Raw genomic sequence first — 24,904 nt, 5'->3', positions numbered from 1 at the left:
GCAGTCCGGTGCCCCCGCGGGAGGGGCCGGGAGGTTAAAGTAAGGAACCATGAATCGACTGTTGCGGGCTTTGAAGTGGCTGAGGGGCACCTCGTGGCCCCTGTACGCCGCCTCGGTGCTCGCGGCGAACCTCATCGGCGCGCTGGCCGTCATGGCCTTCATCCGCTTCCTCATCCCGATGCCGGAGGTCCGCAGCTTCACGGGTGAGGTGCCGCATCTGCAGGTCATCGGCCTGACGTACCTCGCTTTCGCGGTGATCGTCGCCGTGATCGCCACGCTCATGCTGTTCCGGCCTGTCCTGGCCTGGCAACGGCATCCCGAGGACCACGACCCCAACATGGTGCGCAACCTCGTCATGCGGCTGCCTGTCTACCAGGCGGTGGTGTGCGCGGTGGTGTGGGTGATCGGCATCGCGATCGCGGTGGTGGTCGCGGCGACGACGAGCTCGAGACTCGCGCTGGTCATCGGCATCGCGACGACGCTCACCGGCATGGTGGTCGTGCTGCTCACGTACCTCATGGCCGAGCGCCTCGTGCGCCCGGTGGCGGCGGAGGCGCTGGCGCGTCGCTTCGAGGACTCCACCCTCGAGCCGCCGATCACGCAGCGTCTGCGCCTCACGTGGATCATGACCACCGCGCTGCCCGTCCTCGGCATCCTGCTGCTCGCGCTGGGGCAGCGCGCCGACTTCTTCATGGGCAACGCAGGCGAGCTCATCCCGGGCATCGTGGCGCTCTCACTCACGGCCCTGGTGACCGGTTTCATCGGCACGACCTTCGCCATCATGAGCGTCGTCGATCCGGTCCTGGAGCTGCAGGAGGCGATCAACAAGGTCCGCCGCGGCGACACCAACGTCCAGGTCGACATCTACGACGGCTCCGAGATGGGCGTCCTGCAGGCCGGTTTCAACGAGATGATGCGCGGCCTCAAGGAGCGCCAGCGCGTGCGCGACATCTTCGGCCGCTACGTGGGCACCGAGGTGGCCAAGCGGGCCCTCGAGGAGCGTCCCACCCTGGGCGGCGAGGACCGCAAGGTCGCCGTCCTCTTCGTCGATGTCATCGGTTCGACGACCTTCGCGGTCAACCACACGCCGGAGGAGGTCGTCGAGGCGCTCAACCAGTTCTTCGAGCACGTGGTCACGGTGGTGCACCGCAACAAGGGGATCATCAACAAGTTCCAGGGTGACGCGGCGCTCGCCGTCTTCGGTGCGCCGATCTCCCTGGCGGACTCCACCTCCCATGCGCTCACCGCGGCCCGTGAGCTGCGTCAGGAGCTCAAGGGCATGACCCTGCAGGCGGGCATCGGCGTGGCCGCCGGGCACGTCGTCGCCGGCCACATCGGTGGTTCCGACCGTTTCGAGTACACCGTCATCGGCGACGCCGTGAACTCCGCCGCCCGTCTCACCGAGCTGGCCAAGGACACCGATGGCCGGGTGCTCACCAACGCCGCCACGCTGCGCAGCGCGAACGAGGCGGAGCAGGCCCGCTGGACCGTCATGAAGTCGGTGGAGCTGCGCGGCCGCCGCGAGATGACCCAGCTGGCACGTCCGATCCGCCCCACGATGGCGGACCGTTCCTGAGATGGCCGTCCTCGCTCCCCGGCGACTCCTCCTGCTGTTCGTCGGACTCGTCATCATGTCGTTCGGCATCGCCCTGTCGGTGCGCAGCGACCTCGGCACGACCACCATCTCCTCGGTCCCCTACGTCACCAGCCTGATCACCCCGGTGACGCTGGGGACGGCGACGATCCTGCTCAACGCGGGTTTCCTCGGCGTGCAGATACTGCTGCTGCGGCGGCGTTTCCCGCTGGTGCAGCTGCTGCAGCTCCCGGTGGTGATGGTGTTCGGCCTGCTCAACGACGCCGCCCTGTGGGCCACCTCCTGGATCACCTACTCCGCGTACTGGCATCAGTGGCTGCTGACGCTCTCCGCGATCGTCGTCCTGTCCGTCGGCATCGTCTTCCAGATCGCCGCCCAGTCGGTCATGCTCTCCGGCGAGGCCGTGGTGCTGACCATCGCGAGTGAGCTCTCCCGTGTGTTCGGGCAGCGGCGCATCTTCGTGTTCGGGTACGTCAAGGTGGTCTTCGACATCGTGCTGGTGCTCTCGGCCCTGGCGCTGGCCCTGCTCTTCGCCGGCCGGGTCGTCGGCGTCGGCGAGGGCACCGTCGCCGCCGCCCTGTTCATCGGTGTCGTGGTCAAACGCCTGCAGCCGGTCCTCGGGGCCCGGTTGGCGCGCTTCCGCTGAGTGCGCAACTGCGCACTTTTTCCACCCTCTGAGCTGGGACGATGCTGTTCTCCGGCGCGCCTCGACGGAGAGTTGTCCACAGATTATCGGTGACACGTCATACGATTCGGGGGTTGTCCACAGGCCGACGATCGCCCTCTTCCCGGCGCCGTGGGTGCGTGCGATCGTGAGGCCATGGCGAAGAAGAAGACCACCCACCGGAAGAAGCTGTCCACCACCACCGTCACCGTCCGCCCCCAGACCCCGCCCGGCGTCGCCGAGCCGCCCCGCTACCGCCGCCTGCGGGCACGCGCCGCCGACGGCACGTTCCTGCTTATCGACGGCGCCCTGGACCTCGGACTCGCCCCCGGCGACGAGGTGCGCTGCGTGAGCGGGATCGACGGCGTCCGCTACTTCGCGAGCATCGAGGACCCCCGCCCGGGCACCCTGGCCCGGATCCTGGTGGCCGACGCGACGTTCTGCTCCCACCACCGGGCCGAGTTCATCGACCAGACGAAGGACGAGCTCCGCCACCACGGTGCGGCCTCCGTCCACGAACGGGGAGGGACCGTCTGGTCCTTCTGGCCCGCCGAGGTCCCGCAGGAGGAGGTGGCGCACGCCGTGGCCCGGGCCGCTGCCGCGTACGGGCTGCCGAACTCGATCACGCCCGACGAGTACCGGCCCGACATCGTCTGCACGAAGGTCTCGTTCGGCCCGCCGCAGCCGGTGCGGTCGGCCTGAGGTCAGTCGCGCGTGAGGCCGTCCACGATGAGCATGTTGCCGATCACCTGCGCCGCCCGGGCCCCGGCGTCCAGCGCACGGTGACCGAGCGAGTCCCCGGTGATCAGGGTCTCCCGCAGCAGGGCCACCCCCTCGGCGGCGAGGAGCAGGTTGCCCCCGTGGCCGAGTCCCTTGCGGACGGTCCGGCCGTCCTGGATCCCGCGGTCGTCCGCCAGGGTCGACGTCGCGCAGACGAAGAGCCCGGCGAAGGCGGCCGGCGCGATCAGCGACGACTTCTTCCAGGCGGCCAGGCCGACTCCGGCGACCCAGGCGGCGGCCCGGAGTCCGGCCCGCGCCGACGAAGGGCGGGCTCCCCGGTCGTAGAGCTTCGCCGAGTACGCGGCGTGCTGCGCGGCGATGCCGAACATGCCCATGACCGGGGTGGTGTCCGGGGCACGCAGCTTGGCGACATCCCCTACCAGCCCACCCGCCAGACCGGCGAGCAACACCGGCGAGGGGTCATGGCGCAGGACGGTGCCGGCCAGCGGCGGCATGGTCACCGTGGAGGAGAGGGCGTTGGCCTTCCCCCACCCGAACAGCCGCGACCAGGCGCTCAGCTCACCCGCCACCAGGTAGGCGACGCGTTCCGGCTCCTGGAAGGAGGCGGTGAGGGAGGCCTGCAACGCATCGACGCCCTCGCGGGTGCGGGAGACCAGTTCATTCACGGGAGAGGTGGTGGGGGAAGTCATGCCACCAGGGTAGTCAGCGCCGGAACAGACCGTCCACGAGCAGCCGCTGCGCAGCCACGTAGGTCACCGCCACCGCCACATCCAGACCCCGCCCCAGGGCGCGGCGCTCCGCGGGAACCAGCATCCGCACCAGGATCAACGAATCGGACAGGAGGAACAGATGCCCACCCGCCGCCACTCCCCTCCCCCGCAGGGCCGGGTCCGCCGCCAGCACCGAGGTGGCGGTGACCATCCCACCGTACGTGCCCACCAACCCCAGGTGCGCACGACCGAACCACGCTGCCGCCGCCAGGGGCACCGCGTGCACCGCCACCGGGACGGGACGGGCACGGGCCCCCGCACGCCACAGCAGCCACTGGTAGGCGGCCTGATTCACCGCGAACGCCGCCGCCCCCTGGTGCAGCCGCCCCTCCTGCATGAGCAGCAGGTCACCCACCCAACCCCCGAGCAGCCCGACCACCCCGACCTCGCGGGCGGGGCGGGAGGCGGCGAGGGGGGCGTCGAGAAGCAGGGGGACGACCAGCGGCTTCGACGCCCACTGCAGACGTCGCGAACCGAGGACCCGGGAGGCTGCGTACGCCCCGCCGGCCAGCCAGAAGGCACGCCGCAGCCGGGACACCCGCGCCTACTTCTTGCGGGTGCCGGCCTTGATCACGCGCTTGGTCCCCGGGGAGGGGGCCTTGCGGGTGGTCTTCTTGGCGGTCGTCTTCTTGGTGGTCTTCTTGGTCGTCTTCTTCGTGGCCTTGCGTGCGGAGGTACCGCCGTCGGCGGCCTCCTTCGCGCGCCGCTCAGAGAGCAGCTCGTTGGCACGGGCGTCGGTGATCGTCTCCGGGCTGTCACCCTTGCGCAGCGACGCGTTGGTCGTACCGTCGGTGACGTAGGGACCGAAGCGGCCGTCCTTGACGGACATCGGCTTGCCGGAGACGTCGTTGTCGCCGAGCATCTTCAGCGGCGGCTGTGCGGCGGCGCGGCCGCGACGCTTCGGCTCCGCGTAGATGCGACGCGCCTCGTCCAGGGTGATGGTGAAGATCTGGTCCTCGGTGGACAGGGAACGCGAGTCTGTGCCCTTCTTCAGGTACGGGCCGTAGCGGCCGTTCTGCGCGGTGATGATCTCGTTGTCGGCGGGGTCGACGCCCACCTCACGCGGCAGGCTGAGCAGCTTGAGGGCGTCCTCGAGCGTGACGGTCGCCGGCTCCATGGAGGCGAAGAGGGAGGCGGTGCCCGGCTTGAGGTTCTCCTCGACCAGGGCGTTGATGCGCTTCTCCTTCTGCGCGGCCGCGGTCTTGGTTCCCCAGTTCTTGGGGCGCATGCCGTCGGCGGCACGCTGCGCGTCCTCCTCGGCACGCTCCTGCGCGACGATCTCCTCGGCGGCGGCCTCGGCGGTGGCGCGCTCGTCGTCACGCACGATCTCGGTAACGTACGGGCCGTAACGGCCCTCCTTCGCCACGACCATGCGGCCGTTGGCCGGGTTGAGACCCAGCTCGCGGCCACCCTGCGGGGTGGCGAAGAGCTTCTCCGCCAGCTCGAGGTTGAGCTCGTCCGGGGTCGTCGACTCCGGCAGGTTCGCACGCTGGTACTCCGGCTCCCCCTCGGCGGTCTCGCCGACCCGGCGCTCGATGTACGGACCGTAACGGCCGACACGGACGAAGACGGGGCGTCCCTCCTCGTCGTCGAAAAGGTGCAGGGAGTTCACCGCGCGGGCGTCGATGTGCTCGAGGTTCTCACCGACGAGCGCCTTCAGGCCACCGTGGCGGGCGATGGACTCGGCGGTGTTGTCGTCCGCCTCGGCGTCGCCGAAGTAGAAGCCGGTGAGCCACTCGGTGCGGTCCTCCTCGCCGGCGGCGATGTTGTCGAGCTCGTCCTCCATCGAGGAGGTGAAGTCGTAGTCGACGAGCGGGGTGAAGTTCTCCTCCAGCAGCCCGACCACCGCGAACGCCACCCAACTGGGCACGAGCGCGTTGCCGCGGGGCACGACGTAGCCGCGGTCCTGGATGGTCTTGATGATCGAGGCGTAGGTCGACGGACGGCCGATACCCAGCTCCTCCATCTTCTTGACCAGGCTGGCCTCGGTGTAGCGGGCCGGCGGGTTCGTCGCGTGGCCGTCCGCGGAGACGTCGGTGGCCTTCAGCGGATCACCCTCGGAGAGGTTCGGCAGACGCTTCTCGGCGTTGTCGGCGACGTCGCGGCCGTCCTCCAGACGGGAGGTCTCCACGTAGGCGCGGAGGAAACCCGGGAACGTGATGGTGCGGCCGGTGGCGGAGAACTCGGTCTGCTCACCGGTGCGGGCGGTGCCCGCGATGGTCACCTTCAGCGAGGTGCCCTTCGCGTCCGACATCTGCGAGGCGACGGTGCGCTGCCAGATCAGCTCGTAGAGCTTGAACTCCTCGGCATCGAGCTGTCCGTGCAGCTCACCCGGGGTGGCGAAACGCTCACCCGCGGGGCGGATCGCCTCGTGGGCCTCCTGCGAGTTCTTGGACTTGCGGTCGTAGCGGCGCGGGGAGTCCGCCACGAAGGCGTCGCCGTAGAGCTCACGGGCCTGCTCGCGGGCTGCGGTGAGACCCTGCTCGGAGAGCGAGGTCGAGTCGGTACGCATGTAGGTGATGTGGCCGTTCTCGTACAGACGCTGCGCGATACGCATCGTGCGGTCCGAGGTGTAGTGCAGCTTCCGACCGGCCTCCTGCTGGAGGGTCGACGTCATGAACGGGGCGTAGGGGCGGCGCGTGTAGGGCTTCTCCTCCACGCCGGACACCTGCATGTCGACGCCCCGCAGCGCCTCCGCCAGCGCCTCCGCCTGCTGCCTGCCGACGACCACCGCCTCACCCTTGAGCCGGCCACGGTCGTCGAAGTCACGGCCCTGGGCGACGCGACGGCCGTCGAGGGTCGCCAGCTTCGCCTGGAAGGAGGTCGGGTTGTCCGGGTCGGCCGCGGCCCGGGTGGCACCCGTGTCCAGGTCGACGCTGAGATCCCAGTACTCGGCGGAGATGAACGCCATGCGCTCACGCTCCCGCTCGACGATGACGCGGGTGGCCACCGACTGGACACGGCCGGCCGACAGACGCGGCATGACCTTCTTCCACAGCACCGGGGAGACCTCGTAACCGTAGAGACGGTCGAGGATGCGGCGGGTCTCCTGCGCGTCGACGAGGTTCTCGTCCAGGTCACGGGTGTTCTCGGCGGCCGCCAGGATGGCGGGCTTGGTGATCTCGTTGAACACCATGCGGCGCACCGGCACCGTCGGCTTGAGCACCTCGAGCAGGTGCCAGGCGATGGCCTCGCCCTCACGGTCGGGGTCAGTGGCCAGCAGGAGCTCGTCGCAGAGCTTCAGCTTCGCCCGGAGGTCCGCGACCTTCTTCTTCTTGTCGGGGCTGACCACGTAGAGAGGGGCGAAACCGTTCTCCGTGTCGACGCCGAGGCGGGCCCACGGTTCCTTCTTGTACTTCGCGGGCACATCGGCGGCGCCGCGTGGCAGGTCACGGATGTGGCCGACCGAGGCCTCGACGATATAGCCGTCGCCCAGGTAGGGCTGGATCTTCTTCGCCTTGGTCGACGACTCCACAATGACCAGGGTCTTCCCCGGTCCCTTCGCTTCTGCCACTGGGAGAACTTCCCTCTCATCTAGCACATCACTGTTTGACGGGCACACCGTCCTTCCGGGTGACTTTAGCCCAGACCCGGTTCAGGTCAACACGTTACACAGTATTTAATGGCCCTCCTGTGGCCGGTCCACTCGGCCTGCCCGTGACGGCCCCGGCACCCCCGCACCAGGGCAGCCGTCATTCACAAGAACTTCACAGCCGCTCCCCCGACCCACAGGTGGGCCGGCTTCTACGCTGTCCAGAATGACGGAGCAGATCGTGACCTGGGTGGAGACGCTCCTCACCCTGCCCGCCTTCTACCCGGTACTCGGGCTGCTGGTCGTCGTCGACTCGCTCTTCCCGCTGATCCCCAGCGAGGCGGTGCTCACCCTCGCCGGTTCCTGGTCCGGGGCCCGCGGGGTGCCCCACCTGCCGACGGTGCTCGTCATCGCCGTCGTCGGCGCCATGATCGGCGACAACATCTGCTTCCTGCTGGGGACCCGGCTCATCGGTTTCGTCGAGCGGGCCCGCGACGACACGCCCCGGGGCCGGGCGGTGCTGTGGGTGCGCCGCAACATCCGCCGCAACGCGGGCACGACGATCATCATCGCCCGGTTCATCCCCTGGGCCCGGTGGTTCATGACGATCATGCTCGGGTCCGTGCGCTACCCGTGGCGCTGGTTCCTCCTGTACGACACGATCGGCGTGCTCATCTGGGCGCTGCAGGCCACGCTGGTGGGCTACGTCGGCGGCTGGGTGTTCTCCGACTATCCGCTGCTCGGCGTCGTGGTGGGCATCTCCCTGGGGGCCGGTACGGGGCTGCTCATCCAGCGGGTGCAGGCCCGGTGGTCCCGCCGCGCCTGCCCCGGAGACAACCCCGGAAACAACAAAGACCGTCCTCCCCTGACGGGTGGACGGTCGCTGCGAGAAAACTATGCCGAACCTAATGGCCGAGAGTTTCCTTGAAGTTGCTCATTGAAGAGCTGATGCGGCTTAGAGCGGACGGACAGCCTGAGCCTGCGGGCCCTTGGCGCCCTCACCGATCTCGAACTCGACCTGCTGGTTCTCCTCGAGGGTGCGGAAGCCCGAACCCTGGATCTCGGAGTAGTGGACGAAGACGTCAGCGGAGCCATCGGCCGGAGCGATGAAGCCGAAGCCCTTCTCAGCGTTGAACCACTTCACAGTTCCCTGTGCCATGTTAAAAACCTATTTCTTGATGATGTGGAGGTGGTACGGTGCCGGCACATGCCGGACAACCGGGTCGTATCGAACCCCCGAGGGACCACCATCCCCAGATTTGGAGCGGTGATTCGGGTGCTCGCGTATAAATCCCTTGCGAGCACGTAAACGTAACGCACAGAAACAGCGACCGGGACCTAGTGTGTCACGGATTAGCCCACCGCGATAGTCTTACGGGAATTCCGGGTCAAAATGACCCGAAAAGATCGGCGACTCTCCCACATACAGGGGTGATCAACATGACGGGTCCACACGCCCTCGGAGACGAGCTCGCCGCCGCGATCACCCGCCGTTTCCCCGCCTCCACCTGCACCTACTCCACGGTGCAGCCGGCCCGCCCCGCGGATTTCGCCCCCTGGCCCTCGTGGATCCACCCCCCGTTGCGCGCCCACCTCGTCGCGGAGGGGATCCCGGAGCTCTACAGCCACCAGGCGGCCACCGCGGACCTCGCGCACGGCGGGACGGACGTCGTCGTCGCCACCGGCACCTCCTCAGGCAAGTCGCTCGGCTATCTCCTGCCCGTCCTCAGTGCGCTCGCCGCCGACCCCACCGCCTGCGCCCTGTACCTCACCCCGACGAAGGCCCTGGGTTCCGACCAGCTGCAGGCGGTCTCGGCGCTCACCCGCACGGTGGATGGCCTGGAGTCGGTCCACCCGGCCCCCTACGACGGTGACACCCCGACCGAGGCCCGCTCCGGGATCCGGGACACCACGCGGTTCGTGTTCACCAACCCGGACATGCTGCACGTGTCACTGCTCGCCCACCACACCCGTTGGGCCCGCGTGCTGCGGCGGCTGCGGTTCATCGTCGTCGACGAGTGCCACACCTACCGCGGGGTCTTCGGCGCGCACGTCGCCCTGGTGATGCGCCGGCTCCTGCGGCTGGCGGCGCACTACGGCTCGTCCCCCACGGTGATCCTCGCCTCGGCCACCGCGAACGACCCGGCCGCGCACGCCACCAACCTCATCGGCCGTCCGGTCACGGCGGTCACCCGGGACGGGGCCCCCACCGGAGCCCGCTCCGTCCTGCTGTGGGAACCCGGGTTCCTGGAGGGCGTCGAGGGGGAGAACGGCGCCCCCGTCCGCCGGGCCGCCACCTCGGAGGCCGCGGGGATCATGGCCTCCCTCGTCGCGGAGGGGGCCCGCACGCTCACGTTCGTCCGGTCCCGCCGCTCCGCGGAGCTCGTCGCCCTGCGCACCGCCGAGGACCTCGCCCTGATGGGGCGGCCGGACTTCGCCCGCCGGATCGCCGCCTACCGGGCGGGCTACCTGGCGGAGGACCGCCGCCGCCTGGAACGGCAGCTCGACGACGGCACCCTCCTCGGGGTCGCCACCACCAACGCCCTGGAACTGGGCATCGACGTCGGCGGCCTCGACGCCGTCGTCACCGCCGGGTTCCCGGGCACGGTGGCCAGCTTCTGGCAGCAGGCCGGCCGCGCGGGCCGACGCGGGCAGGGTTCGGTCGTGGTGTTCGTCGCGCGCGACGAACCCATGGACACCTACCTCGTCCACCACCCGGAGGCCCTCCTGGGCCGACCCGTGGAGCGCGCGGTGTTCAACCCCCGCAACCCCTCTGTGCTGCGGGGACACGTGTACTGCGCGGCCGTCGAGAAGCCTCTGTCGGAGGAGGACGTCGCGGCCTTCGGCGCGACGGAGGTCGTCGCGGAGCTCACCGCCGACGGTCTCCTGCGGCGGCGCCCACGCGGATGGTTCCCCACGCCGCTTCTCGACGCCCCCCTCACCCCCGAGACCGCCCACGCCGCGGTGAACCTGCGGGGTGGTTCCGGCGAGGAGGTGCTCATCGTCGACGTGTCCGACGGGCGACTCCTCGGCACGGTGGACGCGGCCCGCGCCGCTGCGCAGGTGCATCCCGGCGCGGTGTACCTGCACCAGGGGGAGACCTTCGTCATCGAGGAACTCGACTTCGACGACCACATCGCCCTGGCACGTCCGGACGCGCCCGACTACTCGACCATCGCCCGTTCGGAGACGGACATCCGCATCGTCGACGGTCCCGCGGAGCACGAGCTGGTCAACTACTCCCCCGGCCTGTGGGTGGCGAACGTCACGGTGGAGGTCACCGACCGGGTGACGGGGTACATCGTGAAACTCGCCGACGGCAGCACCGCGGACGTCGTGCCGCTGGACATGCCGGAGCAGCGCCTGACCACCCGGGCGGTGGCGTACACGATCGACCCCCTCGCCCTCGACGCCATGGGTGTGACCGCCGGGGACACCCCGGGCACGCTCCACGCGGCGGAGCACGCGGCGATCGGGCTGCTGCCGCTCATCGCCACGTGCGACCGCTGGGACATCGGCGGCGTCTCGACGGCCCTGCACCCGGACACGATGCTGCCGACCGTGTTCGTCTACGACGGCCACCCGGGTGGCGCGGGTTTCGCCGACGAGGGTTTCGCCCGTTTCCCCGAGTGGATCGAGGCCACCTTCGAGGCCGTCCGGTCGTGCGGCTGCGAGTCCGGCTGCCCCTCGTGCGTGCAGTCCCCGAAGTGCGGCAACGGCAACAATCCGCTGGACAAGGCCGGTGCCCTGAAGCTCCTCGGCGCGCTGGTGACCATGACGGGCGCTACACCGGGCCCGCCGTCGACGTGACCTCCCTTCCGCGGATCCGCGCGGTGACGGTCAGGTCCGCCCCCGCTCCGCGACAGTCGCGTAGCGACGCCCCGTTGTCCCCCGCCACCGCCGCCGCGACGGTGCAGCCGTCCTCCCCGCGGTAGACGGCCGACGCCCCGGCGACCGCCGCGAGATCCGCCGCCACCTGCGCCTCGTGCTGGGCACTGACCTGGCCGGCCGCGCCGAGGAGGAGCGCCCCGAGGCTGAACAGTGCGGCCGCCGTCCCGGCCGTGACGAGCGTGGGCACGTCAGGGCCTCTCCACCGGGAAGACCGCCGCGTGACGGCGCTCCCCCAGCGGGGCCGGCACGGTGGCCGTGGCGGTCACCCACCCGTCGTCCTCGGTCACGTGGACCGCTCCTCTGGCGGGCACGAACTCCTGCCCGATGGCGTGGGAACGGGCGGCGGCCCCGGCGGTGTCCACGGCGGCCAGGTGCGCCGACATGGTCGCCAGTCCCGCGACGATGAGCCCGCAGACCGTGATGAGGCTGCCGAGCCCGACGGCCGTCTCGATGCTGGTCACGGCGTGTTCGTGAGGGCGCCGGTGATGATGCCCTCGATGGCGTCGACGACGGCGGAGGCGTTGATGACGCCGTAGAGCACGGCCGCCAGGGCCGCGGCGGCGACGCTGCCGAGGGCGTACTCGATGGTGCTCATTCCCGATTCGTCGGTGAGCCTGTCACGGAAACGGCTGGTCAGGGTGGTGCAGGCGGACTTGATCCTCATGATGTTCTCCTTGTGATTGGGTGGCTGGATGATCAGTGTGTGAGTAGAGAGGTGCCGAGGCTGATGACCACGGGGGCCAGGCCGAGCACCAGGAAGGCGGGCAGGAAGCAGAGCGTCAGGGGCAGGGCGATGAGCACCCCGGCCCGTTCGGCCCGGGCGGTGGCCTGCGCGGCGGCCTCGTCGCGCAGTGCGGCGGCGAGGCGGCCGCAGGCCTCCGACACGGCGGCCCCGGAGCGGCCCGACAGGGTGGCCAGTCCGGCCAGGTCCGCCAGGCCGGGGGTCCCGGCGGCCTCGGACCAGGCACGTTCCGCCGGCACCCCGATGGCGAGCAGGGCCGCGACCGTCCGCCACGTGGGGCGGGTGGCGGGGTCGGCACCGGCGTCGACCAGGGCCGCGGCGGCTGTGCCCGGGCTGAGCCCGGCGCGCAGGCACGCGGCGTAGAGGTCGATGTCGGCGGCGAGCGCCAGCCGGTCCGGGTCGGGGCGCCCCCGCGGTCCGTCGCGGGGTGTCTTGGGGCCGGGGTGCCCCGCGCGGGCCCCGGGCCGGGGCGGTGGCAGCAGCAGGGCCGCGGCGAGGAGGATGAGGGTCACGGAGGTCATGCCGCCGCCCGCCCGATGATGTGCCGCGACCAGACAAGGCCCCCGGCGGCGAGCGCGACGCCGGTGACCAGCAGGAGGTCCCCGATGCCACCGCCGAAGAGCAGGCCGAGGGGGTGTGCCCCCATCGCCGTGCCCATCGCGATGCCCGCCAGCGGCAGCAGGGTGAGGATCACGGCGGTGGCCTGCGGTCCCTGCAGCGTGGCGTGGGTGATGGCGTGGTGGCGGAGGCGGGCGTCGATACGCAGCTGTGCCTGCTCCACGAGGGGCACCAGCGGCAGGCCGTGCCGTTCGGAGAGCTCCCACAGGGTCCCGAGGGTCCGCAGTTCCGGCGGCCCCTCCCGGAGGAGTGAGGCGGCGGAACGTCCCTGCCGGGTGAGTCCCCCGACCTGCCGGAGCAGGTCGGCCAGTTCCTGTGGGGCACCGGCGGGCAGGTGCCCGGCGGCGTGCCCGAAGGCCGCCGCGATGCCGCTGCCGGCCTGCAGTTCTCCGGCGAGATGCCCGAGGAAGGTGGCGGCGTGCGCTTCCCGACGCCGCCGTGCCGCCCCCGCGCGCACCTCCCGTACGACCCACCCGGTGGTGCCGAGGACGAGCAGCGCCGCCAGGGCGACGCCGGGATTCCCGAGCAGCAGGACCGCCCCGAGGCCGGTACCCACCGGAACGAGCAGCCGGGTGTCGGGGGTGGCCGGCCGCAGACGGTGGACCGGGCGTGGGGCGGGCAGGGCGAGGTGGGCCGCCAGGAGCAGAAGCGCGGTCACGTCAGCGCCTCCCGGAACGCGGCGTAGCCCTCGCGTTCCCCGTCGTGGGAGTCCCAGACGACCTGCGTGGTCACGGGGTTGCCGCGGAGCAGGCCGAGCTGGTGGAGGACGCGGCGGCCGTCAGGGCCCCTACGCATGACGATGACCACGTCCAGCGCCGCCGCCAGCTGCGAGTGGAGGGCGGTGCGGTCGAGTCCGCCGAGGGCCGCGAGGGCCTCCAGTCGGGCGGGCACCTCGTCGAGCGCGTTGGCGTGGATCGTGCCGGCCCCTCCCTCGTGGCCGGTGTTGAGGGCGGCGAGCAGGTCGACGACCTCCGCACCCCGGATCTCCCCGACGATGATGCGGTCCGGACGCATGCGCAGCGCCTGGGTGAGCAGGTCGGACATGGTGATCCGGCCGCTGCCCTCGGTGTTCCGGCCCCGCGAGACGAGGTTGAGCACGTGCGGGTGGCGGGGCTGGAGTTCGGCGGTGTCCTCGATGCACAGGATCCTTTCCCCGTGGTCGACCTCGGCGAGCAGGGCCGCCAGCAGTGTCGTCTTGCCGGTGCCGGTGCCGCCGACCACCAGGAACGCCCGGCGGCGACGCACGACGGCGCGCAGCAGTTCCGCGATCCCGGCGGTGACCGTCCCGCCGGCGACCAGCTCATCGAGGGTGGTGGTGGCCTGCCGCAGGACCCGCAGGCTGAGGCAGGTGTGCCCGGCGGACGGGGGTGCGAGCAGGGCGTGGAAGCGGACGACGGTCCCGTCGTCCCGCAGGAGCCGCCCGTCGGCGAAGGGCTGGGCGTCATCGAGACGTCGACCGCAGGCGGTGGCCAGGCGGGCCGCCAGCTGCCGGACCGCGGCGTCGTCGGTGAAGCACACCTCGGAGCGTTCCAGGCCGCGCCCCCGGTCGAACCACACCTGGTCGGGTCCGTTGACCACGATGTCCGTGACCCCCTCGGTGGCCAGCACCGCCTCGAGCAGGCCGACACCGGTGGAGTCGTGTCGCAGGCGGCGCAGCAGGTCGAGGACGTCGCCGTCGGAGATGACGCCGGCCTCCTCCCGGATGAGGCGGGCGAGTTCCGCGGCGTCGGTGGCCGCCTGCGGGGTGTCGGCGAGCCGGCGCTGCACCCGGTCGATGAGGGCGGTCATCCCCGTACCCCCGCGTTCTCCAGGATGAGGCGGGCGGTCGTGGCCAGCTGGCCGGGCAGGCGTTCCGGCAGGCCACCGAGCTCCACCGTGCGGGACAGCCGAGGCACGTTCCCCAGCTCGGTGAGGATGGTGCAGCGGGTGATGTCCCCGATGTCCGCGGTGCTCAGCCCCGACCAGTTCCGGTGGCGGACCACCCCGGTGACGGTGGTGCGGGAGCTCGTGAGGCGGGCGACCAGTCGCGCCGCAGCGGCCGCCGGGCGCAGCTCCGCGGGGATGAGCAGGACGGCGTGGTCGCAGGCGTCCATGATGACGTCCGTGCAGGCACCCTCGAGCGGGACGTCGACGACCGTCACCCCCGACGCCCCGCGCAGTGACTCCAGCACCGGGGACAGCACCTCCGGGGTGAGGCGGAAGGGGTCGGCGATCGTGGTGCGGGCGGCGGAGAGGCAGGCGACGCCGTCGCCGGTGACCGGCAGCGCCGCCCGCAGGTCCGCCGCGGACACGGCCCCCTCCCCGAGCTGCAGCTCCGGCCAGCGGACCCCGGGCACCTCCTCGAGGCCGAGGAGCAGGTCGAGGCCGCCGGAGAACTCGGCGGCGTCGACAAGCGTCACCGGGTGGGAGCGGGCCGCCACCCGCGCCACCGCGGCAGCCAGCACGGACGTCCCGGCCCCGCCGGCGGCGCCGCAGACGGCGAGGAGGGTGCCCCGCGTCCCCGTCTCTCCCCTGTCGGGGACGGCTGCGTGCCCCAGCGCCTCGAGCAGCTCCGGGGCCTGCGCGGGGAGGACGTAGCCGTTCTCCGCGTGTGCGAGTACGGCGGCCCGCCAGTCCACCGGGCCGGGGTCCGCGGCGAGGAGGTGGATGCCGGGCCGCCGGTCGAGGGTGGCGATGTGACGGGCGGTGTCGGCGTCGACAAGCACGGAGTGTGCGCGGGGCAGGAGGCGGGTGATCTCGCGGGGGTCGATGGTGTCGATGACACCGTGGCCGGTGGCCGCCGCGACGTGCGTCGCCTCCGGGTGGATGACCGGATCACTGACCGCGACGAGGATGAATATGCTGCTCATGGCCACACCGTCGCTCATCGACGCCACCGTCACAACGGCCCCGCGGCCAGCCTGTGGACAACCCCCGGAAACGATGACACATCAACGCCCACCTGTGGACAGATCTCGCGCCGCAGTGGCGGAGCACGCGCCCGGTGTGCCAGAAAATAAGGGACGGCCCGCGCCTCGGGGGGGGGTGTGCGCGGGCCGTCTGTAACCCGGTATCGGGGGGGATTACCGGGGCAGGCCGCACTGTATATCGGGGCCTTGCAAGTGGAATTATGACACATCCCCGGGGCCAAGACAATACCGGGAGAATAGTTTTCTCGAAAATATCTTCTAGAGGTTCCGTAGGTCACAGAATCGTCCGGAAAGACCCGGAAAGGTGCCACCCGTGTGCACAGAAGTTTCTTCCTCCACTTCCGTCTCTTACGTTTCACAGGTTCGGGGTCTACACTGTGTGCTCATGAGTCCCGGTGCAGCCGCAAACAGGCAGGCCACCACGCAGAAATCACGCGTGGCGGCCTTCTTCGACCTGGACAAGACCATCATCGCCACCTCCTCCGCCTTCGCCTTCGGTCGCGAGTTCATGCACAACGGACTCATCACCACCTCGGAGGCGCTGCAGATGTCCCTGGCGAAGGCGACGTACATGATCGCCGGCCAGTCGAGCGAGCAGATGGACACCACCCGCGACCAGCTCGCCGCGCTCGTCGCCGGCTGGTCCGTGGAGAAGGTCCGGGAAATCGCCTCCGAGACCATGCACAACGTGGTCACCCCGGCCATCTACGCCGAGGCCCGCGAACTCATCGCCTTCCACCGCAACGCCGGGCACGACGTCATCATCATCTCCGCCTCCGCCTCACACCTCGTGGACCTCATCGCGGAGGAGCTGGACATCCACCAGGTCGTCGCCACGGAGCTCGAGGTCAGGGACGGCCGTTTCACCGGCGAGATCCTCTTCTACTGCAAGGGCGACGCGAAGGCGCAGGCCATCGCCGACCTCGCCGAGAAGAACAGCTACGACCTGGCCGCCAGCTACGCCTACTCGGACTCCGCCACGGACATCCCGATGCTGGAGGCCGTGGGCAACCCCGTCGCCGTCAACCCGGACCGCGCCATGAAGAAGGCCGCCCTGGAGAACGGCTGGGAGATCCGCACGTTCCGCGATCCGGTGCCGCTGTTCCAGATGCCCTCCCCGCGGGAGATCAGCATCGGCGCGTCCATCGTGGCGGTCATCTCCGCCGCCGCGGCCGGCGGCATCTGGTGGGCCCAGCGCGGCCGCCGCGGCTCCGCCTAGCTCCCGTCAGAACCGCCAGCTACAACGCCCGCGCGATCGCCTCCGCCTCCTCCGCCCCGGCGATCCACGAACGCAACGACAGCTCCAGGAACTCCACCGCACTCCCCGCGGCCCACGCCTGCGTCGCCGCCAGGTACCCGGCGCGGTGGCGCAGCAGGTACGTCTCCGGCACTGCCAGTCCCCGCGGGTCGAGGCCGGTCGTCACCGCCGTCAGCCGGGCCGCGGCACGGGCGACCAGCCCCGAACGCTCCCCCAGGAGTTCGTGCGCCAGGATCTCGGCGTGCACCACCTGGGGCAGCAGCACGTCGTGTGCCGTGCCGGAGGAGATCAGGGCCGCCAGCCGCTGCAGCCTCTCGGGGGAGCCCTCCGGCCGGCCGGTGCCCCCGGCGCCGACGGCCATGCGCGCGAGGATCTGCAGGGGTGCCCGGCTGAAGACCCGCGCGGACGCCTGCAGCGACTCCGGGGCCAGCATGCTCGACACGGAGATGGAGGATCCGAGCACCCCCACGGGTTCGTCGCCGAGGCGGATGGTGGGGTCGTCGAGAAGCGCTGAGGTGCGGGCGCCGCGCAGGACGGACTCGGAACCGGTGACGTCCGCGCGGCGGAGGGAGACGGGTCGTCGGTGGACGGCGGCGACGGCGGCACGTGCCTGATCGGCGAGTGCCGCGACCTCGCCGAGACGAAGAAGGGGTTGCAGGGGGGCAGCCGCGGACATATCCACTACGATAGCGCTGCAAGGGTTGCGCATTCATCGCGAATCCGTGGCACCATGGTCGAGAATGGTCGACAACGCATGACACCGCAGCAGGAAGGCACATCGTGAGCAACAACGGACTTTTCACCGACGGACCGAAGGACTTCACTCCGCGGGTCAGCTCGATCCCGCTGAGCGACGTTGACACGACCCGCTCCGGCGAGGGGTCCATCGGCGAGCTGGTGTCCAACGCCACCGCCCAGATGTCCAGCCTGTTCCGCGCGGAGCTGGAGCTGGCGAAGACCGAGCTGGCCGGCGAGGCCAAGAAGGGCGCGATCGGTGGTGGCCTGTTCGGTGTCGCCGGCGTCATTGCGCTGTACTCCTCCTTCTTCTTCTTCTTCTTCGTCGCCGAGCTGCTGACGAAATGGCTGGAGAGCTGGGCCGCCTACCTCATCGTCTTCCTGTTCATGCTGCTGTCTGCTGCGCTGCTGGCCCTGTTCGGCTGGAAGAAGGTCAAGACGGTGGGTGCTCCGCAGAAGACGATCGACTCGGTCAACGAACTGAAGAACCTCGTCCCGGGTCAGGCCACGAAGAAGCTCGAGGGTCGCACCCGCGGCATGTACAGCTAGCCGACCCACCCTCCGCCCACGCGCTCACCGCGGGGGCGGCTTTTTCGTTCCTGAGAGGTTGAGGGAGGTCCCCGCCGTGTCCGCACTGTTCCCCCGCCGTCGGCGGCGGCCTGTCCTGTCCCCGTCCGTCGTGGAGCTCGACGGTCCTTTCCGGCACGAGATGGTGCACACGCGGGGGCTGCGGCTGCATGCTGCGGTGGCGGGTGATCCGGGGGATCCACTGGTGGTGCTGCTGCACGACACGTTCGGGGGCTGGTTCGAGTTCCGGCGGGTGATCGCCCCGCTGGCGGCGCGGGGGTTCCGGGTGGCGGCGGTCGACGCCCGCGGCTACGGCCTGAGCGACAAGCCGCCGTCCACCTCGGGTGATGATCTGCGTATCGCCGCAGGCGACATCGCAGGCCTCATCCGGGCTCTGGGGCACGACCGGGCAGTGGTGGTGGGGGCCGGGACCGGCGGCACCGTCGCGTGGGCGCTGGCCGCCTACTACCCCACCCTCGTCGCGGGGCTGGTCTCCGTCAGTGCGGCGCACCCCGTCGACCTGCGGCGGGCCGTGGTGACCCGCCCCTGGCTCCATGCGTCGACGCTGGCGCACCCCCTGCTGCCTCTGCTCGGGGCCGCTGCTTACCGACGCCACCTCATCGCCTCCACCACCCCTGACTTCCGTCGTACCCCCGCCTTCCGGGAGGAGCTGGAGCTGCGGCAGCGGGCGGCGCAGATCGGTCACACCCGCCCGGCGGTCCTGCGGACGAGTCGCCTGCTCATGGCGTCGAGCCGGTGGGTGGACGCCCCGGTGGCCGCCCCGACGCTGCTCATCCAGCCGCTGCAGTCGGTGCGGCGTCATCTGGCCCGCCGTTCGCTCACGCGTGTCGACGCCCCCCTGTCCGTCCGCCACGTCCCCGGTTCCCGGAACCTGCCCCACCTGGAGAACCCGCAGGGCTTCACCGAGGTCGTGGAGCATTTCGCGGGGACGCTGGACCTCTGACGCGGCGCTACCGGGCCACGCACTCCCGGGTACTCACCGGGGCGGTGAGGGTCGTGACGTCACCGATCTGACGCTGGGCCTCCGCGGCGGTGATGACGTAGCCGGTGTCGGTCTGGTCGACGCTGGCGCCGAAAACCACGCCGAGGACGTTGCCGGAGGTGTCGACCATCGGACCCCCGGAGTTGCCCTGCCGGATGGTGCCGCGGACGGTGTAGGCCTCACGCTCCACCCGGCCGGTGGAGTAGATGTCCGGGCCGGCGATGGTGAGGTCCTCGCGGACACGGGCGGGCGCGGCCTCGAAGGGGCCGGACTGGGGGAAGCCCATGACGATGGCGTCGGCGCCGGACTCCGCCGGGACCGCGGCCCACGGCAGGACCGGCAGCTGCAGGTCCGGGGCGTGGAGGACGGCGAGGTCGACGCCGGGGTTGTAGTACACGACGTCCGCCTCCCGCACCCCGAGGACGGTGTCCAGGCGCACGGTCTGCGTGCCCGCGACGACGTGGGCGTTGGTCACCACGTAGTCGGGGGCGGTGACGAACCCGGAGCCCATGAGGCGGCGACGGCACTCATCTGAGTCACCCTGGACGTGGACCACGGCCGGGCGCAGGCGCTCCACGAGCGCCTGGTCCTCGACGTGGATGCGGGGGGCCTCGACCTCGCGCGCCGGGGGCTCGTCGAAGGGGGCGAACAGGGGCGGGAGGCCGGAGTCGTCGAGAAGCACCGTGATGCGCGTCGGCAGGTCGGCCAGGACCGGTGGGGTGTTCCTGTCGACCGCGCCGAGGATCACCGAGTTGCGGATGCCCTGGCTGACGGTGCCGGTGAGACCCGTCGCCAACGGGATGGAGATCAGCCAGACGACGATGAGCGTGGCCAGCGCGGAGAACAGCGCCCCGACCGCCGAGTCGATGGTCTGGGAGGAGCGCATGCGCATCCGTTCCCGCACCGAGGCCCCGAGCATCCCGCCGACGAGGTTGCCCAGACCGACGAGCATGATGATCGTGCCCAGCCCGAGCAGGAAGCGCAGCGCCACCGAGTCGGTGAGCTGCATGACCGGCGGGGCCAGGGCCGCACCGAGGATGAGGCCGGCGACGACGCCGACGGTGGACAGCACCGAGGCGAACGCCCCCTGACGCCAGCCGACGACGATCGCCGACAGCACGACCAGCATGACGAGACCGTCGATGAGGAGGGCGGGGGTCACGGGTCGTTCAGGTCCTAACGGGGTCAGCGGGTTATCGGAGGAATCTTACCCGGTTGTCCGGTTCGGAATAACGGGGCTCGTCGTTACGCGATTTCGCCAGCGTGTCCTGCAGGTCGAGAGTGGTCTCCCGGTCCCAGGGCCTCTCCCACCCCGCCTGGTGCAGCAGACCCGAGAGCAGCCCCGCCGTGAAGCCCCACACGAGGTAGTCGTTGATGGTGAACGCCGGCCCCGTCCAGCCCGCCCACCCGACCATGAGGCGGTTGCGGGGGTCGGCGAGGTCCGACAGGTAGGCGGGGAACACGTCGTCCGCCTCCGCGGGACTGGCCACCCCGACCTCCCCCGGCGTGTGCCAGTGCCCCAGCACCGGGTGCACGGGGTAACCGGACGCCCGGATGTGCACCGGCTCCAGGGTGGCGACGGGCGTGACGGTCGTGCGGTCCAGCCCCGTCTCCTCCCACGCCTCCCGCAGGGCGGCGTCGACGGGGCTGAGGTCGGTCGGGTCGATCCGGCCGCCGGGGAAGGCGATCTGCCCGGAGTGGGAGCGCATCGACGGCGAACGGTGGGTGAGCAGCACCGCGGCGTCCTCCGGCGGGTCCGCCTGCAGGTGGTCGGCGCCGGAGAAGAGCATGAGCACGGCCGCCGACTGGTCCGCCGGGCGCGGCGTCGTCCGCCCGCGGGCGTCGACGCTGCGGACGTCCCGGTGGTGGTACACGCCGTCCACCCCGTTGATGAGCCGGCGCATCCACCGTGGCGCACGCTGGGGGCGCAGGTCGATGTTCTGGCCCGGGTGGTCCGGGCCGAAGTCCATCCTCATCGTCCGGCCACCGCCTCCGCCACGACCGCCTCCAGCTCCGCGGTCGACGCGAAGGTGCGGGGGAAGAGCGCCACCTGTTCCTCACCGTCGAAGACCACCGTGAGCGGGATGACGCCCGGCAGTCCGAGCGTGCCCGCGAAGGTGTTGTCCAGGTCCTGGTAGCTGGCAAGGGAGATGCCCAGCTCGTCGAGCATGGCGGCGCCGTTGCCCGGGTTCCGGTCCGCGTGCACGCCGACGACCGTGTACTCCGGGTGCGCGGCGGCGAACTCGTCGAAGTACGGCAGCTCGTCGCGGCAGGGTCCGCACCACCAGGCCCACACGTTGACCACGGTGATGCCTGACGACGCCACCGGCGCGTTCTCCCCGCCCAGGCAGTCCAGCTCCACTCCCCCGGCCCCGGTGGCGGGGCAGTCGGGACGTTCGCCGACGTCGCTGATGAGCGCGTCGGTGTCGAGGGTGCCCGCGTTCTCGGGGGCGGGGTCCGGGTTGTTCACGGTCCGCAGCATCGTGAAGGCGCCGGCCACCACCGCCACGGTGAGCAGCACGCCGACGACGACGGTCCACACGGCCTGCCGCGTCATGCCGCCACCTCCCGGGAGGGGCAGTCCCGCGCGATCACGCACTCCCCGCACTGCGGTCGGCGGGCGTGACACACCCGTCGGCCGTGGAAGATCATCCGGTGGGAGAACATGGTCCACTCCTTCTTCTCGATGCGCCCGCACAGGTCCTGCTCGATCCGGAGCACGTCGGTCTCCTCCGTGAGCATGAGGCGCTGCGCCAGGCGGCTGACATGCGTGTCGACGGCCAGCCCCGGCAGCCCGAACGCGTTGCCCCGCACCACCAGCGCCGTCTTCCGCCCCACGCCGGGCAGGGTGACCAGGTCCTCGAGGTCCCGGGGGATCTCACCGTCGAAGTGCGCGAGCAGCGCCTCCCCCAGGCCGATGAGGCTGCGCGCCTTCGCCCGGAAGAAGCCGAGGGGACGGAGGATCTCCTCCAGTTCCCCCGGCCCGGCGGCGGCGAGGGCGGCGGGCGTCGGGAAGCGGCGGAAGAGCTCCGGCGTGACCTGGTTGACGCGGACGTCCGTCGTCTGCGCGGAGAGCACCGTGGCCACCGTCAGCTCGAAGGGGGACGTGAAGTCGAGTTCGCAGTGTGCGTCCGGGTACTCCGCGGCCAGGGCGCGGTTGATGCGGCGCGCCCGGCGGGTGCGTCCGAGGTCAGTCTCGACGCCGCGGGCGGCGGGATGGGGGGAGGAGGATCTGACCGGCATACCGGACAGCTTAGCCACTACGATGTTCCAACATGACTGTCGTGCTCGTCGTCGCCGCTCCCCTCGTCCTCGCCCTGTTCGCCATGCAGATGGAGAAGCTGGATTCCTGGATCCTGCCTTCGCGGGACGATTCCTGACGATTCGCGTTGCCGCCCGCGTCGGTATAATGTGACAAATTTCCCTCACCAGTCCCGCTAGTGACCGATTGCACGGTAAGGTAGTGAGGAACACACTGCGCCGAGAGTCACACCTGTGCCCCTAGCAGGGCCACGACCACATATCCAGGGGTCCTCCCGGCGTGCCGTCACAGAACCGAGGAGCGACAATTGGAAGGTGTACAGGAGATCCTGTCCCGCGCCGGAATCTTCCAGGGAGTGGATCCGGTTGCCGTCAGCAACCTGATCAAGGACATGGAGACCGTCCGTTTCCCCCGTGGAACGACCATCTTCGAAGAGGGCGAGCCCGGTGACCGCCTCTACATCATCACCGCAGGCAAGGTGAAGCTCGCCCGCCACGCGTCCGATGGCCGCGAGAACCTGCTCACCGTCATGGGCCCGTCCGACATGTTCGGCGAACTGTCCATCTTCGACCCGGGTCCGCGCACCTCCTCCGCGGTCTGCGTCACCGAGGTGCAGGCAGCCACGATGAACTCGGACATGCTCAAGCAGTGGGTGTCCGACCACCCGGAGATCGCCCAGCAGCTGCTGCGCGTCCTGGCCCGCCGCCTGCGCCGCACCAACGCCTCCCTCGCCGACCTCATCTTCACGGATGTGCCGGGCCGCGTCGCCAAGACGCTGCTGCAGCTGGCCAACCGCTTCGGCTCCCAGGAGGGTGGCGCGCTGCGCGTCAACCACGACCTCACCCAGGAGGAGATCGCCCAGCTCGTCGGCGCCTCCCGTGAGACCGTGAACAAGGCCCTGGCCACCTTCGCCCACCGCGGCTGGATCCGTCTCGAGGGCAAGTCCGTCCTCATCGTGGACACCGAGTCGCTGGCCAAGCGCGCCCGCTGACACAGTCTGCAGCACAGAGAAGAAGGAACCCGCCGCCCCTCGAGGGGCGGCGGGTTCCTCCGTACGCGGATGCTCTACTGCGCGGACTCTGCGGACTGCTTCGCCAGGTAACGCAGGGCCACGCGGGTGGACTGCTCGGCGGCATGACGCAGGACCGGGTCGACGTCGTCGTACATCTCGTCGATGAGGGTCTTCAGGTCGACGTCCGCACCGAGACGGCCCTGGACCTCGCGGATCTGACGGAGACGGTGCTCACGGCGGTCGATGTACTTGCGGGCGTAGGCCGACAGGTCATCGCCCTCCGGACCGTGGCCCGGCAGCAGACGCACGTCCCGGCCGCGCTCCTCCAGCAGACGCAGGGTGTCCATGTACTGGCCCAGGTCACCGTCGGTCTCGGAGATCATGGTGGTGTGGCGGCCGGCGATGGTGTCACCGGTGACGATGCCCTCCAGGGTGGAGGCACCCGGCTTGCCGGACCAGATGAAGAAGCACGCCGAGTCGGCGGTGTGGCCGGGGGTGTGCACGACCTCGATCTGCGGGGTGACGCCGTCGACGGAGACGATCTCACCGTCGACGAGCGGCTCGACGTCACCGGCGCAGGCGGTGGCGTCGAAGGCGCGGATCGGGGCACCGGTCAGCTGACGGAAGCGGTGGGCACCGTCGGCGTGGTCCGGGTGGTGGTGGGTCAGCAGGATGAGACCCACCGTCTCAGCCTTGGCGCCGAGGACATTGAGGTGACCCTCATCCTCCGGGCCCGGGTCGATCACGATGCTGTGGGAGTCCCCCTCAGCACGGATCACCCATGAATTCGTCCCCTCGAGGGACGCGTACCCCGGATTCGGGCACAGGACGACAGACACGGAATCGGACACCGGTCGAAGCTGGCTGTAGGCAGGATGCTCCATGCGCACCAGCTTAGCCCGCCTGACTCCGCGTGCCGAACCGAATGACCGAACAATCAGTCCCTGGTGAGGTCCCCGCCGGCGTCGGCGACCTCGACGACGAGCTCGATCTCCACCGGGGAACCCAGCGGCAGCTCGGAGACGCCGACGGCGGAACGGACGTGGGCGCCGGCCTCACCGAAGACCTCCCCCATGAGGTTGGAGGCACCGTTGACCACGGCGGGCTGGCCGGTGAAGCCGTCGGAGGAGGCGACGAAGCCGACGATCTTGACGACGCGGGTCACGTTGTCGATACCAACGAGGTCGTCGACGGCCGCCAGGGCGTTGAGCGCGGCGGTCCGGGCGAGGCGGGTGGCCTCCTCCGGGGTGACGTCCTCGTCCACCTTGCCGGTGGCGGCGAGCTGACCGTCGACGAAGGGCAGCTGACCCGAGGTCCACACCTGGTTACCGGTGCGCAGGGCCGGGACGTACGCCGCGACGGGGGCGGCGACCTTCGGCAGGGTGATCTGCAGGCGCTTGAGGCGCGCGGACCAGGTGGTCATCATTTCACCTCCCGCTTCATGTAGGCGACGACGTTCTCCGGGTTCGGCCCCGGAATGACGGTGACGAGCTCCCAGCCGTCCTCGCCCCAGGTGTCGAGGATCTGCTTCGTGGCGTGGCTGAGCAGCGGAACAGTGGCGTACTCCCAAATGGTCATGGCACCACACTACCCGCGGCGGGGTGGA

Annotated in this window: 28 protein-coding genes; 9 read left to right on the top strand and 19 right to left on the bottom strand. The window is 70.6% G+C overall.

Features of this window, described 5'->3' with window-relative positions; genetic code table 11:
* The first annotated feature begins 49 nt into the window (after positions 1-49).
* The 3 genes from B842_RS01185 to B842_RS01175 all read left to right on the top strand — a co-directional run bounded on the left by B842_RS01185 (position 50) and on the right by B842_RS01175 (position 2,960).
* Positions 50-1,576 (top strand): adenylate/guanylate cyclase domain-containing protein, encoded by a 1,527-nt coding sequence (locus tag B842_RS01185; protein ID WP_040084718.1) that lies wholly within the window; start codon positions 50-52, stop codon positions 1,574-1,576.
* Between the two features lies 1 nt (position 1,577).
* Positions 1,578-2,240: a YczE/YyaS/YitT family protein gene (locus tag B842_RS01180; protein ID WP_040084716.1), complete on the top strand. Its 663-nt coding sequence runs from the start codon at positions 1,578-1,580 to the stop codon at positions 2,238-2,240.
* Positions 2,241-2,414: 174 nt separating this feature from the next.
* A complete protein-coding gene (locus tag B842_RS01175) occupies positions 2,415-2,960 on the top strand; it encodes a hypothetical protein (protein WP_040084714.1) in 546 nt (181 codons plus the stop codon).
* Positions 2,961-2,962: 2 nt separating this feature from the next.
* Here the strand turns inward: B842_RS01175 and B842_RS01170 are convergent, their stop codons facing one another.
* Genes B842_RS01170 through topA form a run of 3 tightly spaced genes read right to left on the bottom strand, consistent with a single transcriptional unit; the run spans position 2,963 to position 7,283 of the window.
* The gene (locus B842_RS01170) at positions 2,963-3,688 is read right to left on the bottom strand and encodes a lysoplasmalogenase family protein (protein WP_082028329.1); all 726 of its coding nucleotides are present in this window, start codon (positions 3,686-3,688) and stop codon (positions 2,963-2,965) included.
* Between the two features lie 13 nt (positions 3,689-3,701).
* A complete protein-coding gene (locus tag B842_RS01165) occupies positions 3,702-4,307 on the bottom strand; it encodes a lysoplasmalogenase family protein (protein ID WP_052437659.1) in 606 nt (201 codons plus the stop codon).
* A 6-nt stretch (positions 4,308-4,313) separates the two neighbouring features.
* Positions 4,314-7,283 carry a type I DNA topoisomerase gene (gene topA, locus B842_RS01160; protein WP_040084713.1) on the bottom strand — a complete coding sequence of 990 codons (2,970 nt, stop codon included), beginning with the start codon at positions 7,281-7,283 and terminating at the stop codon, positions 4,314-4,316.
* Between the two features lie 244 nt (positions 7,284-7,527).
* Here topA and B842_RS01155 point away from each other — a divergent pair, with 244 nt between their 5' ends.
* Positions 7,528-8,229, top strand: a complete 702-nt coding sequence (locus B842_RS01155; RefSeq protein WP_082028328.1) for a DedA family protein — start codon at positions 7,528-7,530, stop codon at positions 8,227-8,229.
* Positions 8,230-8,256: 27 nt separating this feature from the next.
* Here the strand turns inward: B842_RS01155 and B842_RS01150 are convergent, their stop codons facing one another.
* Positions 8,257-8,460, bottom strand: coding sequence for a cold-shock protein (locus B842_RS01150; protein WP_040084711.1), 204 nt, complete (start codon positions 8,458-8,460; stop codon positions 8,257-8,259).
* A 281-nt stretch (positions 8,461-8,741) separates the two neighbouring features.
* Between B842_RS01150 and B842_RS01145 the strand changes: the two genes are divergently transcribed.
* Positions 8,742-11,111: a DEAD/DEAH box helicase gene (locus tag B842_RS01145; RefSeq protein WP_040087189.1), complete on the top strand. Its 2,370-nt coding sequence runs from the start codon at positions 8,742-8,744 to the stop codon at positions 11,109-11,111.
* On the opposite strand, the gene B842_RS01140 is transcribed toward B842_RS01145, so the two are convergent.
* From B842_RS01140 to ssd, 7 genes are read right to left on the bottom strand one after another with little or no spacing between them, the layout of a single operon-like run.
* The gene (locus B842_RS01140) at positions 11,086-11,379 is read right to left on the bottom strand and encodes an Rv3654c family TadE-like protein (protein ID WP_040084710.1); all 294 of its coding nucleotides are present in this window, start codon (positions 11,377-11,379) and stop codon (positions 11,086-11,088) included. The two genes, B842_RS01145 and B842_RS01140, sit on opposite strands and share 26 nt — an antisense overlap.
* Before the next feature lies 1 nt (position 11,380).
* The gene (locus B842_RS01135; RefSeq protein WP_040084709.1) at positions 11,381-11,653 is read right to left on the bottom strand and encodes a hypothetical protein; all 273 of its coding nucleotides are present in this window, start codon (positions 11,651-11,653) and stop codon (positions 11,381-11,383) included.
* Positions 11,650-11,856, bottom strand: a complete 207-nt coding sequence (locus B842_RS01130; RefSeq protein WP_040084707.1) for a DUF4244 domain-containing protein — start codon at positions 11,854-11,856, stop codon at positions 11,650-11,652. Before B842_RS01130 ends, B842_RS01135 begins: the two co-directional genes overlap by 4 nt.
* A 32-nt stretch (positions 11,857-11,888) precedes the next feature.
* Positions 11,889-12,455 (bottom strand): type II secretion system F family protein, encoded by a 567-nt coding sequence (locus B842_RS01125; protein ID WP_040084706.1) that lies wholly within the window; start codon positions 12,453-12,455, stop codon positions 11,889-11,891.
* Entirely contained in the window at positions 12,452-13,210 is a 759-nt protein-coding gene (locus B842_RS01120) for a type II secretion system F family protein (RefSeq protein WP_040084704.1), read from the bottom strand. Before B842_RS01120 ends, B842_RS01125 begins: the two co-directional genes overlap by 4 nt.
* On the bottom strand, positions 13,207-14,340 hold the full coding sequence (locus B842_RS01115) for a TadA family conjugal transfer-associated ATPase (RefSeq protein WP_040084703.1): 1,134 nt from the start codon (positions 14,338-14,340) through the stop codon (positions 13,207-13,209). The genes B842_RS01120 and B842_RS01115 overlap by 4 nt, the downstream gene beginning before the upstream one ends.
* A complete protein-coding gene (ssd, locus tag B842_RS01110) occupies positions 14,337-15,401 on the bottom strand; it encodes a septum site-determining protein Ssd (protein WP_040087187.1) in 1,065 nt (354 codons plus the stop codon). The genes B842_RS01115 and ssd overlap by 4 nt, the downstream gene beginning before the upstream one ends.
* A 445-nt stretch (positions 15,402-15,846) precedes the next feature.
* Between ssd and B842_RS01105 the strand changes: the two genes are divergently transcribed.
* A complete protein-coding gene (locus B842_RS01105) occupies positions 15,847-16,680 on the top strand; it encodes an HAD family hydrolase (protein ID WP_052437657.1) in 834 nt (277 codons plus the stop codon).
* Positions 16,681-16,699: 19 nt separating this feature from the next.
* Here B842_RS01105 and B842_RS01100 read toward each other — a convergent pair whose 3' ends face one another.
* On the bottom strand, positions 16,700-17,395 hold the full coding sequence (locus B842_RS01100; RefSeq protein ID WP_040084700.1) for a hypothetical protein: 696 nt from the start codon (positions 17,393-17,395) through the stop codon (positions 16,700-16,702).
* A gap of 101 nt (positions 17,396-17,496) precedes the next feature.
* On the opposite strand from B842_RS01100, the gene B842_RS01095 reads away from it, so the two are divergent.
* Entirely contained in the window at positions 17,497-18,003 is a 507-nt protein-coding gene (locus tag B842_RS01095) for a phage holin family protein (RefSeq protein ID WP_040084699.1), read from the top strand.
* Positions 18,004-18,079: 76 nt separating this feature from the next.
* Positions 18,080-18,985: an alpha/beta fold hydrolase gene (locus tag B842_RS01090; protein WP_245631357.1), complete on the top strand. Its 906-nt coding sequence runs from the start codon at positions 18,080-18,082 to the stop codon at positions 18,983-18,985.
* Between the two features lie 7 nt (positions 18,986-18,992).
* On the opposite strand, the gene B842_RS01085 is transcribed toward B842_RS01090, so the two are convergent.
* The 4 genes from B842_RS01085 to nth are packed head-to-tail and all read right to left on the bottom strand — an operon-like array spanning position 18,993 to position 22,267.
* Positions 18,993-20,186, bottom strand: a complete 1,194-nt coding sequence (locus B842_RS01085) for a MarP family serine protease (RefSeq protein WP_040084698.1) — start codon at positions 20,184-20,186, stop codon at positions 18,993-18,995.
* 31 nt (positions 20,187-20,217) lie between these two features.
* The gene (locus tag B842_RS01080) at positions 20,218-21,000 is read right to left on the bottom strand and encodes an NUDIX hydrolase (RefSeq protein WP_040084697.1); all 783 of its coding nucleotides are present in this window, start codon (positions 20,998-21,000) and stop codon (positions 20,218-20,220) included.
* On the bottom strand, positions 20,997-21,581 hold the full coding sequence (locus tag B842_RS01075; RefSeq protein ID WP_040084696.1) for a TlpA family protein disulfide reductase: 585 nt from the start codon (positions 21,579-21,581) through the stop codon (positions 20,997-20,999). The genes B842_RS01080 and B842_RS01075 overlap by 4 nt, the downstream gene beginning before the upstream one ends.
* The gene (nth, locus tag B842_RS01070) at positions 21,578-22,267 is read right to left on the bottom strand and encodes an endonuclease III (RefSeq protein WP_082028326.1); all 690 of its coding nucleotides are present in this window, start codon (positions 22,265-22,267) and stop codon (positions 21,578-21,580) included. Before nth ends, B842_RS01075 begins: the two co-directional genes overlap by 4 nt.
* Positions 22,268-22,593: 326 nt before the next feature.
* On the opposite strand from nth, the gene glxR reads away from it, so the two are divergent.
* A complete protein-coding gene (gene glxR / locus B842_RS01065; RefSeq protein ID WP_040084694.1) occupies positions 22,594-23,277 on the top strand; it encodes a CRP-like cAMP-activated global transcriptional regulator GlxR in 684 nt (227 codons plus the stop codon).
* 74 nt (positions 23,278-23,351) lie between these two features.
* On the opposite strand, the gene B842_RS01060 is transcribed toward glxR, so the two are convergent.
* From B842_RS01060 to sp36, 3 genes are read right to left on the bottom strand one after another with little or no spacing between them, the layout of a single operon-like run.
* The gene (locus B842_RS01060; RefSeq protein ID WP_040084693.1) at positions 23,352-24,182 is read right to left on the bottom strand and encodes an MBL fold metallo-hydrolase; all 831 of its coding nucleotides are present in this window, start codon (positions 24,180-24,182) and stop codon (positions 23,352-23,354) included.
* 53 nt (positions 24,183-24,235) lie between these two features.
* Entirely contained in the window at positions 24,236-24,721 is a 486-nt protein-coding gene (locus B842_RS01055) for a RidA family protein (protein ID WP_040087182.1), read from the bottom strand.
* Positions 24,721-24,876 carry a Sp36 family protein gene (gene sp36, locus B842_RS13550; protein ID WP_156119393.1) on the bottom strand — a complete coding sequence of 52 codons (156 nt, stop codon included), beginning with the start codon at positions 24,874-24,876 and terminating at the stop codon, positions 24,721-24,723. The genes B842_RS01055 and sp36 overlap by 1 nt, the downstream gene beginning before the upstream one ends.
* Positions 24,877-24,904: the final 28 nt, after the last annotated feature.

Origin of the sequence: Corynebacterium humireducens NBRC 106098 = DSM 45392 (genome assembly GCF_000819445.1) — a bacterium.
Lineage (GTDB): Bacteria > Actinomycetota > Actinomycetes > Mycobacteriales > Mycobacteriaceae > Corynebacterium > Corynebacterium humireducens.
Note: the sequence above shows the minus strand (reverse complement) of the source record. Positions and strands in the feature narration are given on the sequence as shown.

Coding starts and splice junctions, on each gene's coding strand:
- B842_RS01125 (WP_040084706.1), bottom strand. CDS start 12,455: ATGACCTCCGTGACCCTCATCCTCCTCGCCGCGGCCCTGCTGCTGCCA.
- ssd (WP_040087187.1), bottom strand. CDS start 15,401: ATGAGCAGCATATTCATCCTCGTCGCGGTCAGTGATCCGGTCATCCAC.
- nth (WP_082028326.1), bottom strand. CDS start 22,267: ATGCCGGTCAGATCCTCCTCCCCCCATCCCGCCGCCCGCGGCGTCGAG.
- B842_RS01055 (WP_040087182.1), bottom strand. CDS start 24,721: ATGACCACCTGGTCCGCGCGCCTCAAGCGCCTGCAGATCACCCTGCCG.
- B842_RS01130 (WP_040084707.1), bottom strand. CDS start 11,856: ATGAGGATCAAGTCCGCCTGCACCACCCTGACCAGCCGTTTCCGTGAC.
- B842_RS01115 (WP_040084703.1), bottom strand. CDS start 14,340: ATGACCGCCCTCATCGACCGGGTGCAGCGCCGGCTCGCCGACACCCCG.
- sp36 (WP_156119393.1), bottom strand. CDS start 24,876: ATGACCATTTGGGAGTACGCCACTGTTCCGCTGCTCAGCCACGCCACG.
- B842_RS01100 (WP_040084700.1), bottom strand. CDS start 17,395: ATGTCCGCGGCTGCCCCCCTGCAACCCCTTCTTCGTCTCGGCGAGGTC.
- B842_RS01145 (WP_040087189.1), top strand. CDS start 8,742: ATGACGGGTCCACACGCCCTCGGAGACGAGCTCGCCGCCGCGATCACC.
- B842_RS01185 (WP_040084718.1), top strand. CDS start 50: ATGAATCGACTGTTGCGGGCTTTGAAGTGGCTGAGGGGCACCTCGTGG.
- B842_RS01180 (WP_040084716.1), top strand. CDS start 1,578: ATGGCCGTCCTCGCTCCCCGGCGACTCCTCCTGCTGTTCGTCGGACTC.
- B842_RS01060 (WP_040084693.1), bottom strand. CDS start 24,182: ATGGAGCATCCTGCCTACAGCCAGCTTCGACCGGTGTCCGATTCCGTG.
- B842_RS01155 (WP_082028328.1), top strand. CDS start 7,528: ATGACGGAGCAGATCGTGACCTGGGTGGAGACGCTCCTCACCCTGCCC.
- B842_RS01150 (WP_040084711.1), bottom strand. CDS start 8,460: ATGGCACAGGGAACTGTGAAGTGGTTCAACGCTGAGAAGGGCTTCGGC.
- B842_RS01170 (WP_082028329.1), bottom strand. CDS start 3,688: ATGACTTCCCCCACCACCTCTCCCGTGAATGAACTGGTCTCCCGCACC.
- B842_RS01080 (WP_040084697.1), bottom strand. CDS start 21,000: ATGAGGATGGACTTCGGCCCGGACCACCCGGGCCAGAACATCGACCTG.
- B842_RS01105 (WP_052437657.1), top strand. CDS start 15,847: ATGAGTCCCGGTGCAGCCGCAAACAGGCAGGCCACCACGCAGAAATCA.
- B842_RS01175 (WP_040084714.1), top strand. CDS start 2,415: ATGGCGAAGAAGAAGACCACCCACCGGAAGAAGCTGTCCACCACCACC.
- B842_RS01075 (WP_040084696.1), bottom strand. CDS start 21,581: ATGACGCGGCAGGCCGTGTGGACCGTCGTCGTCGGCGTGCTGCTCACC.